Genomic DNA, 10135 nt, shown 5'->3' with positions numbered 1-10135 from the left:
GGCTGTCCAAGGCCAGCAGAGCAGAAGCCTTTTTTAATATGTCGCGCTCCATAGTCAGCCGCTTAACCTGCTTACGCAATTCTTGAAGCTCGCGCTGTTCATCCGTTAAAGCGTTGCCGACTTTAGGCACTTGGCCACTCATTTCTTGACGGTACTGACTCAGCCATTTCTGCAGGGTAGATTTGCCAATACCCAGTGAGCTTGCCACATCAGGTATGGTGCGGTTGTGATCAGTGACTAAGCTAATCGCTTCTAATTTAAATTCTCGGGTATATTGGTTGCGTTTGTTGGTCATACTATTTTCCTTCTTTGGGTTAGTATAGCCTCTTAGCAGTTGTCCAATTTAATTATGCCACTACATTTCATACCATCATCAAATATTTATCAAACAGTGGTTACAGCGCACTGCTCAGCATATGCACTGTCATGCAATGAATCACAGTCACTTTTCAATACCCGATCATGGCTTTGACACCGCCCGCGATACTGGGGTTTGGGTATCAGCGACGTTACTTGACGCAGCTATTCCTTATTGCCCTTATCCCAGTTCTTTGTCCTTTGCCAGTAGCACTTACACGGGTCTCACCCAAGCACGTACTGGTGACACAGGTTTATCAGCCTCCCCCAGCTATGACTCAAGTGTCAGCACTGACAATCTACAACAAACCATCACCACGCCTGTTTGGTCAGGTATCAGCCCTCACGATGACGGCACTACCCCGCCACTGCGCTCATTGCAGCTGTCATCGGGTAGCACTCATGGTTGGCAGTTTGCGCCAAGGCTTGGGCAGTCGGTACTGCTTAACCATTGGTATGGTGATATAGACAGTCCTGTGATTAGCAGATCGCTTTATGACGGTATCGGTATGGGCGATGTCGATAACAAAGACATCACCACTCGTGATGCAGGCTTATCTAATCGACATAACTTACAAGGCGGATCTTCTCCTCGTTGGCATGGTGGTGGTTTAGGTCATTCGCAAATTAGTGAAGATGATACTCACAGTGGTTGGATCTCTGGTATTGCTCAATATGGGCTGACGTCTGATTCTGAAGTGACCCTAAGCTTTGATGATACGCCCAACCAGATAGGAATGCAGTGGTCGGTGAATACAGGATCACGTGCCAATGCTGAAATACCAACCATCACTCCTAGCACCACCTTTGCCCCTGATGAGCATATCGTTGCATTGGGTACACTACGCCATCGCTTTAGTAATCATCAATCAAATGACAGTGGTCAAGGCATCAATGTTGCCACCGATCATGGGCTACAAATCACTGGTGATACGGGTGTGCTACTCTCTACCTTTGATATCAGACACAGCCAGTCAGAACATGAGTCTGCGTGGGTCAATGATGCAGGACAGCAACAGCTTAAGCTAGGCGCTGAGCTGAGTGAGACGTTAGCGGAGGCTAAGCAGGCGCATCTACAATCGACCGAAGCGCTCAGTAATGCCCGAGCGTCGATAGAAGGGTTTAAAAGTACGGCGCAAATCATTGATGAGACGCTAGATACCGAAGTACTTGGCGCAGCGGATGTACTGCTAGTAATCAAAGATAGTATCTTAGCGTCAGCAAATAATACCCTATGGACGGCTAAGACTATCGTTAGGCAATCAGGCAGTACCCAGTCGGATGTGGTAGCAGGCAATTATACGCTGACGGCCAATACGATTGATTCGCTCTCAGGGGTTGGCGGTCAAGTCGATCTATCAGGCTTACATATCAGCGCCAATAGAGAGCCAATTGGTATTCAGGCACAGGGCGGTGAGTTGCAATTGCACAGCCAGCGAGGTATGACGATTGGTAGTGAGTCGGGACAGGTGAATGTGTCGAGTCCGAAGCGGATTAAGCTGCAAACGTCAGCTGGGGCTTCTATTACCATCGATGACAGTGGTATTAAGCTGGTCTGCCCGGGCACGGTTAAGATTAAAGCGGTGAAGAAAGAGATGGTTGCGGGGGCAAAAGCAAAACACGGCATACTTGATTATCAAGACCCTCATGATGAGATGTTTGTCATTCGTGATCAAAATGGCGATCCTGTTCAAGGCTTCCGATATAAGATCGTTGATGATCTTGGTAAGATATTCTATGGTCGCACAGACGAAAAAGGTCAGACGGATCGTATCTTTAGCGGCGCTAGCAAAGTCAAGCTAAAGGTATATCCAGATAGGCGTGGTAGTAGTTATGAGGATGATAAATAATGAGGGGCTATAGTACTCAAAAAGACGAACCAATAAACGGCGAAGACGATCTAACCAATCCAGAAGAGAACTCATCTGTAGATCTTACCATCGCTAACCTGACATTTAATATTTTCTTTGATGGTACATGGAATAGTAAAGAAAACTCAGACCTATATAACGAAATTGCGCCAAAGCAGGTAAAAAAGCTAAAAGATAGAATGGATGAAAGGTATAACCCAGAGCCTATGGTTGGCTCATCGCTCAGCTTTGCCCGAGCGCCAAGCGTAGTAGATCAGTTACATAGAGCGGCCGATAGCGATAGACCACACGTTATCAACCTATATACCGACGGCTCAGGTATCGAAACCAGAACAGAATCAGACGATGCATCGGCTCCCATACCAGGATGGGAATATCATGCTGATAACGGCATAGGTTCAGGGTTAGGAATGGGAAGTACTGGTGCTAAGGCGAAGCTTGAGCGTATGTTAGAACATGTACAGACGGCTTTAGCGTCTTATGTTGGTCAAGGCTATAATCCCCAACAGCTGGTATTCAATGTCTATGGCTTTAGCCGAGGGGCAGCAACCGCTCGCATGTTTTGCAAGCGTATCTTTACAGATAGAGGCACTCCAGAAGTTAAAAAGTTCGTTGAACTGACAAAATATGATGTAGTCTTTGACTTTGTGGGTTTATTTGATACGGTGTCTTCTATCGGCACCAACCATGATGACGATGTAGAAGAGGAAGGCCAAGAGCTAAATTTTAAAGAAATAGATGGAACTAAAGTCGTGCATATCGTCGCTGGTGACGAGTACCGTCAGAAATTCAATCTGACCAGTATCGGACAGTCCGTACGAGCTGGCGTCGGACTAGAGTTCGCTATTCCTGGCTGTCATACTGACATCGGCGATGGCCTTAGCACTTTAGGTGAAGTTAAAAAGAATGTTGAAGAGTGGTATGTGAGTGGTCGTAATGATGACGAACAAGTTGTCCTCAGCAAAGACCGTCATGAAATTCCCAAATTTGGCTCTTTTAGAGAAACAAGAAAAGAACCTACTCGTTATAGAGACATTGAGCCTGACCCTAACAGAGACACCGAGATGAGTAGCTTTTGGAAAATCTTTACTCCAAAAGTTCTTGAATATCAAAGTCAGTCCTTTAGCGCACAACAATACGCGGACTTCGATATTATATTACAAGCGTTAAAAGCAGAGGGCTGGGCGGACAACACAGGCAAAGCAGAATATCAATGTATTGGGCCAACGTGTGAGGTTGATACCTGTAAAGTCAAAAGAAAACAAGCAGAGCATGAAGCTGTTGGACTAAAACCAGTAGCAGACGCTAAGACAGAGCTTTTTATCCGCTGTACAGGTGATAAGAATCAACTCATTGTCGATAGAAAACAAGTCTCCCCAGACTATCCAAAAGTACCTACTCATCTAATGCTAACCTTTATCAAAAAATACTCTGCCGACTTTTATCTCTCTAATAAGCTAAAGATGTATACTGTGCCAGCAGAGCTATCCTCTACCTTTAAAGAGTTAAAAACGCAAGCGCTAGCATTAAACGGTAAAAAAGACTATATGGATAAAAACATGCACAAAGCCGATGGCAACCCCCATCAGTTGCACGTTACCAACTTGACCATCAAAAACCGCTATCTACATGTTAGTAGTAATAACAGTGGCTTTCCACATGTGAGTGTCCCTAATATAGACAATAGGGAAAATATGTTTTTCCGCTATGTCATTCAAGGTTAACCAACAGGAGCAACATTATGAAAATCATTAGTACTATCCTAGCAAGTATCTGCCTTCTCTCTCTCACCGCCTGCGATACTCTTCAAAACTGGAATAGTAGCTATCTATCAGGGAGTACCGGATACCTGTCAGATGCCCAAGGAATAGTAGCCGATTGTAACGGCTATTTCTTGAATATTAGTAGTAAACCATCGGGAGCCGAGAGATTTTGGCAAGCTAATAATTTACCAAAAGGGACTACTGATTTTGTCTGTAAAGATGGCAAGGCTTATGAAGCCAGTAAAGTCACTGACTGTCAAGGCAACCTTATTGCCAAGCAATCTGGTGGTGTTGAAGGATTTAGATCAAAGTTCAATTTGAATAATGGAAATATAAGGTTTACTTGCAATAATGGCAAGGTTACTTCTGTTCCTTTAAGCGGCGATTTGCTGTCATAGGATAATAAGGCTATTTTCTAATTCAACGCCTGTTGTTATCTTTACGGACAATACGAAAAAAATTCCGCTACGTCATTCAAGGTTAACCAACAGGAATAACATTATGAAAATCGTCAGCACTATCATAGTCGGCATATTTACCAACCAACACTTTAAAGGATAGCCCTGTGTTTGACAACGAAATCCCTGTTAAATGGTCTACCCATATCTTCGCGCCTCGTCACTTCGGTGTGTGGCTTATTTCGGGGGAGTGTTTTTGGTATTACACCGAAGAAGCCGGACAAGGTCTAGGCTTTTCGGCAGATACTGGTGGTGGTTGGCGTAGTACAGGCGTATTGGCATCAGGCGGTTCACCACCTGCTCTAGTGAAGCTTCCCTTAGGTGTACAGCTCACTTGGCTCTCCACCACTGAAAAAAAGTACTATCAAGCCAGAATCACGCTACCTAGAGATCTAATGCTTGCTGAGTTTGCAAAGCGCTTTGAGGTTGAGCTTTATGATCGATCAAAAACAGCTCAATATACGACGATTGATTTCGCACTAGCTCCTGGTGGCTATATTAGCCTGCGTCTAGGAGGTATAAGTGTGACTGAAATCGCTAATTTTCAAGCTCGAGAAATACAAATGTCATGGGATTTCTTCGCGCTTACCCATCACTTTGCACCAGAGACGTATCCTGAGGCTGAGTTTATGGATGACCATTATAAAAAGCTACCTGACAATATCAAAGCCATGGTCAAAGAGGACACATTTCCGCTGACACGCTGGAAGAATTATTCAGACAAATTTAATTGGTATCTAACGACTCAGATAGAGATGGAAGCTTGCAAAATATGGTCGATAAACGGTAATTCGCAATTCTACACTAAAGAAGAGATACAAAAAAATGGGGGTATCCCGCAAGAGTATGTACCGGCATGGCTGCGTTTAGAGTATAAGAAATCAGGCATATTTTATAGCCTCACTATCAAATTCACCGAGCAAAAACAAGGCAAAGCAGAACAGCCAGATGATGATCTTGTCATATATCAAGAGTTTGAAGATTTCTTTAGCTCAAATCAGTTATCAACAGCAATAACACTGGTCATTGAAGACGAAGCCAATAAAATCCGCGCTTATCTAACTGACGGCTACATAAAACAATACCTCACTATTACTCAAGTTTTCACTAAAGAAACTAATGTCGGAATATTGAAGTGGTTTGATTCTGATAAATAATATTTTACTACTTAATGATGCTATTGAATGATTGTTGAATGCAAAAAAGCACTTCTTGCTATTGAGAAGTGCTTTTTTAGTAGCGGCTTTGTCTAAAAGACAATATCATCAGTTAAATATAAAACAAAATATATTTTTGATAGGATTATCAATAATAGCCCATAAGTATTAATTTATTTTACTGTAAGGGATTATAGTTTGAAAAATACAATGCTCAATAGATACTTGCAATGGTCAAGTAAAGTCACACAAAGCGTTAGTGAGCAAGTCGTTTCAGTCAGCCTACCTAGGATCAATCCAGCAACCAATCAGTTTTATCGTACCGTCATTTCTGGTTAGATAAGCACAAAGGATACGCTCATGAAATCACTCTATCTATCATTACTTTTAGTCAGCATGTTAGGCCTCACTTCCTGTATCGATTTAGGTGGGCAGTTTATGTATAAGCAAGAGTATTTAGAAGATGACTCTGGCAATGCAGTAGGAAGATGCACCACACAGATCAATTCAGCAACAGACAAGCTTCTTTTCTCGCCCCTACCCGAAAGATCAGCAGAAGAATACTGGGAAGATAATAACTTGCCTGAAGGCACATTGTATTTTACCTGTGATGGAGATACGCCCCTACTACCTAAAGACTGTCAAGGAAACGAGCTGACCACGCCGCAGCTGCGTCGCTATTGGAAAAAATATAACTTGCCTATAAGTACTTATAAATTTGATTGCAAAAATGGTGTACCTAGTGTACCAGCGGATAGATAGTTGTTAAGACAATGAGACCGTCTGTCTTACTTATCATCAAATCATGGCGATATCACAAAGATATAGTGTACCACTTGAATACGTAATGACAGCGTCATGCTATAGCACTTATAAAGGCACAGTTATGAAAAGTACCAAGCTCGCCATATTATCACTGCTCGTTGTATCGCTCACGGCCTGCATTGTTTCTGGCAAAGATGTGGCTCAGGAATTAAAGGGAGTATTTATGCAAGAGAATAAAATGGGGTTTTCTACAGCAATTTTTGCGCCCCGCTACTACCCTATTGAGCTAGTAGCAGGTGAATCATTTTGGATGTATGACGATGGTTCAAGACGCGGTTTTTATGCGCACGCAGGCGGCGGCTGGAGGACAGCAGGTGCGGATGCGTCGGGTGGCTCTCGCATTCCTGATGGTATCAATCTCACGTGGCTGGCGCCCATAGAAGGCAAATACTATCATGTCAGAGCCAGACTGCCCAAAGCAGAGATAGAAAGACAGTTTCAGCGCAAGCTCACTATGGATTTCGAAGACACGCCAAATACTGAACGGTTTAAGCAGATTCAGTTGGCGCTTGCCCCTGGTGGTTTTGTCTCCGTACGTCTTGGTTGGGCAGAAGTTGTAGAGGTAGCACAGTTTCAAGCAGAAGAGGTGGATATTCCGTGGGAGTATTTTGCACAGGCCAATCATTTTAACCCTGAAGGCTTGAGTGAAGAAGAATATCTTGCAGGGTTTGTTGAGGATCAGCCAGAAGAGATCCAAGCACAAAAAGCCAATGATATGTTTCCTATTGGCAGATGGAAAACCTTTAATACCCAAAAATTCCCTTGGTATCTCTCCACACCGCTTGATGTATATGGTTATACAGAATTCTTAATCAACGGTGAAGACAGCTTTGTTAAAAGATCTGAAGTAGACTTAACCACATACAAGAGTGAAAAAGCAGTGCCTGCTTGGTATCGGCTATACTTTAAACATGAGGGCAAACGGTATCAAGCCATTATTCGCCTTAGCCAAAGTTCCCCAAGTGGAAAAGAAATGCCCGATGGCGATATCGAGCAGTTTGAGATTTTTAAAACTTTTTTTGCGGAAAACAAAGAGCCTGCAGCAATAATGGTCAACATTGTTGATGGTAAGCTGGTTGCTTACCTAACCGTTGATGGTGTCACCAAGCAAAATGTACCCTTACATGGTAGTTTTTATCGTCTACTAAAAGAGGATGAATATAAATGGTTCAAATAAATTTGATCTAAAGATAAAAGCACTTCTTATTTTTAGAGGTGCTTTTTTATTTCTGTTATTCATATGACGCTAAGATCAAGCTGGGGCGTATCGTATATTTCTGAAAAGGAAGGGGTGGAGAATTTAGCTTTAGAGCAGACTGGCGAACTAGACTTAAACAAAGTCTTTGAAGCAATTATAAAAGAGGAAGGCTTCTACAATCACATGTATCTTGATAGTGCTGAACCTAAGAGCCTTGTAACCGTAGGCTATGGCAAAATGCTATCGTCTGCGGATGAAGCGACAAAATATTCTTTTTATTTCGGGAATTTATCAGCAACCGATGCTCAAATAAAACAAGCGTGGCGTACAGTTTACAATTTGGTTCAGGGTAGAAACAATAATCGAGCATCTTATTTTGAATCTTTGACAACAATTCGTATGACAGAAGAAGATGCAAAAGCAATAACACTCGCTCATATTCAGGGTAATCTCGATTCTGCTCGAGAAGCATTTTCAGAGTTTGATAATTATCCAGTCCCAGCTCAAGAAGCTATTTTAGATATGGCTTATAACTTAGGGATATCTAGCACAGGTATTTCGAAATTTCCTAGTTTTAATAGACATCTTAAGAATAAATATTTCGCATCTGCTGCTACTGAATCAAATAGACCACAACTTCGTAATTCTAGAAATGTGCACGTAAGAGAGCTTTTATTGCTAGCCGATCAACAACAGAAATTGAGACAGTAAATGAAACCTTTTTTAATTTTGGTTGCCTCATCGTTTGTACTATAGTCAGCTCAAAATAAAATTGTTATGGTTAGGGCAAACATCATAAAACAATTTGGATAAGTCGTTTTCCATCCAGCCTTGGCGTAGAAACTTCACCTGAGCCCATTTCTTTTCGATAGGGTTTAGGTCTGGGCTGTACGGCGGCAACCAAAGAATACGATGCCCGTGCCTGTTTAGTAGCTTTTGAATGCGTTTGCTCTTATGAAATTTGGCGTTATCCATCACAATCACGCATTTGGTTTTAAGACTTGGGATTAGGGTTTGTTTGCACCAGTTGTAGAATATGCTGCTGTTGATGTTTGTCTCAAAGTAATCAAGCGCAAACAGCATCTTTTCATACAGAGCACCAATAACGTTGGTTCGCTTTTTACCTTGCCAGTTGTAGCTATCGATACAAGGCTTACCAATCGGTGCATAACCATGAGAGCGAATGGTTTCAGACTCAAAGCCGCTTTCGTCCATATATACAATGGGGTAGCCTTGCTGCTTAAAGTGCTCAAGCTTATTCTGATACGCCGCTCTTTTGATCGGACAGGCTTTTGGATGTTCTAAAGTCTTTTTTTTGACTGATGCCTAGGCGCTTTAGGGCATGATGAATGCCTGTTTTACTACAGTTTAAACGACGTGCTCGCTCGTACTGATAATCATCAGGATGTTCTTTGACATCATTGAGTAGCACGTCATCTGGTATTTTATAGGGTTTGGTTTGCCTGGTTGTTTTACTATGAACACGTCTCTTCCAGTTTTGTATGGTGGTTGGGCTGAGGTTATAGAATTTAGCTGCCTCGGCAAAGGTCATACCCTCGTCTAAGCTTTTTAGTACTTGTTTGCGGAAATCTAGTGAGTAAGTCATGGTCTTTATAATAACAATTGAATTTGTTAATTATTTTATAACATTTTTAAGTAGGATTGACTATAGCTTTTGGATCAGGATGTATGAAAATACAACCTGATAGTATTGAGCCTATTCCTAATACTTTTACAAGCATAGAAGATTCTTTGTCTTCAAATTTAGATAGTGGCAATTCAATCGAAAACACTCCTATTTATAATATTAATGAACTTACTGCAGGATTCATAAAACCAATAAAAAAAGATAATAAATTAACTTTTATTGACAAGTTCATTGATGGCAAATTCAAAGATATTGATTATTTAGACCGAAAGATTGAAATCAGCAATTGTAACGATCTAATAACCTATGATCTAAGAGAGACATCAAACATTGCAAATAGTGATCGAAATATATTATTAACAAGAAAAAGAGCTTGTATTCTAATCAAAGATATCACTAATGACTCAAATATTATTGCATTGAATGACAAATATAAAAATAGCAAATTTATACCTATAACAGATAAGCATTTAAAAAAAATAGTAGATAGTATTCCTTCTAGAATTTCTGAAAATCGAAACGTCGACTGTTCTATTGATCAGTACGACAATGTTGCTTGTGTGGACGAATACGAGCCTAAAGAGTATTCCATGTATATTAATCAAGTAGCTATTCATAATAATAAAAACTACTACTTCATCACGGTCAATACCTCAGTACCAACTTACTATTACTTGACAACCATTGACGGTGATAAAGTAGATAGTCAGTGGATTTACTATTAATAATCTGATAGTAGTGCTACTGATTTAAAAAATTTATCCACTATAGATTTACTAATTAATTTCTTAGATTAACATACCAAGTGCAACGCTAAATTATATTATAGAACACCTGATTGGGCGTTTTAAACCCTAA

General features: G+C 41.2%; 12 protein-coding genes. 9 read left to right on the top strand and 3 right to left on the bottom strand.

The genetic code is table 11. The features are described from left to right. Positions 1-295: transposase (locus tag EI161_RS11750; RefSeq protein ID WP_192529631.1), on the bottom strand; the 295-nt coding region annotated here is incomplete at its 3' end. Positions 296-416: 121 nt separating this feature from the next. On the opposite strand from EI161_RS11750, the gene EI161_RS11745 reads away from it, so the two are divergent. The 8 genes from EI161_RS11745 to EI161_RS11710 all read left to right on the top strand — a co-directional run bounded on the left by EI161_RS11745 (position 417) and on the right by EI161_RS11710 (position 8340). Next, positions 417-2207: a DUF2345 domain-containing protein gene (locus EI161_RS11745; protein WP_192529630.1), complete on the top strand. Its 1791-nt coding sequence runs from the start codon at positions 417-419 to the stop codon at positions 2205-2207. Beyond that, the gene (locus EI161_RS11740) at positions 2207-3952 is read left to right on the top strand and encodes a T6SS phospholipase effector Tle1-like catalytic domain-containing protein (protein ID WP_192529629.1); all 1746 of its coding nucleotides are present in this window, start codon (positions 2207-2209) and stop codon (positions 3950-3952) included. Before EI161_RS11745 ends, EI161_RS11740 begins: the two co-directional genes overlap by 1 nt. Positions 3953-3969: 17 nt before the next feature. Next, entirely contained in the window at positions 3970-4389 is a 420-nt protein-coding gene (locus EI161_RS11735) for a hypothetical protein (RefSeq protein ID WP_192529628.1), read from the top strand. A gap of 167 nt (positions 4390-4556) precedes the next feature. Beyond that, positions 4557-5606: a DUF2931 family protein gene (locus tag EI161_RS11730; RefSeq protein WP_192529627.1), complete on the top strand. Its 1050-nt coding sequence runs from the start codon at positions 4557-4559 to the stop codon at positions 5604-5606. 198 nt (positions 5607-5804) lie between these two features. Beyond that, positions 5805-5945: a hypothetical protein gene (locus tag EI161_RS11725; protein WP_192529626.1), complete on the top strand. Its 141-nt coding sequence runs from the start codon at positions 5805-5807 to the stop codon at positions 5943-5945. A 21-nt stretch (positions 5946-5966) separates the two neighbouring features. Beyond that, positions 5967-6368: a hypothetical protein gene (locus EI161_RS11720; protein ID WP_192529625.1), complete on the top strand. Its 402-nt coding sequence runs from the start codon at positions 5967-5969 to the stop codon at positions 6366-6368. 124 nt (positions 6369-6492) lie between these two features. Further along, the gene (locus tag EI161_RS11715) at positions 6493-7608 is read left to right on the top strand and encodes a DUF2931 family protein (protein ID WP_192529624.1); all 1116 of its coding nucleotides are present in this window, start codon (positions 6493-6495) and stop codon (positions 7606-7608) included. Between the two features lie 114 nt (positions 7609-7722). Continuing rightward, positions 7723-8340 carry a hypothetical protein gene (locus tag EI161_RS11710; RefSeq protein WP_192529623.1) on the top strand — a complete coding sequence of 206 codons (618 nt, stop codon included), beginning with the start codon at positions 7723-7725 and terminating at the stop codon, positions 8338-8340. Positions 8341-8385: 45 nt separating this feature from the next. On the opposite strand, the gene EI161_RS11705 is transcribed toward EI161_RS11710, so the two are convergent. Both EI161_RS11705 and EI161_RS11700 read right to left on the bottom strand, forming a co-directional pair. Then, positions 8386-8910, bottom strand: coding sequence for an IS630 family transposase (locus EI161_RS11705; RefSeq protein WP_192529632.1), 525 nt, complete (start codon positions 8908-8910; stop codon positions 8386-8388). After that, entirely contained in the window at positions 8885-9235 is a 351-nt protein-coding gene (locus tag EI161_RS11700) for an IS630 transposase-related protein (protein ID WP_192529622.1), read from the bottom strand. The genes EI161_RS11705 and EI161_RS11700 overlap by 26 nt, the downstream gene beginning before the upstream one ends. An 83-nt stretch (positions 9236-9318) precedes the next feature. Between EI161_RS11700 and EI161_RS11695 the strand changes: the two genes are divergently transcribed. Continuing rightward, positions 9319-10002, top strand: coding sequence for a hypothetical protein (locus EI161_RS11695; protein WP_192529621.1), 684 nt, complete (start codon positions 9319-9321; stop codon positions 10000-10002). Positions 10003-10135: the final 133 nt, after the last annotated feature.

Origin of the sequence: Psychrobacter sp. FME5 (assembly GCF_014861375.1) — a bacterium.
Lineage (GTDB): Bacteria > Pseudomonadota > Gammaproteobacteria > Pseudomonadales > Moraxellaceae > Psychrobacter.
This window is presented reverse-complemented; position numbering and strand designations above follow the sequence as displayed.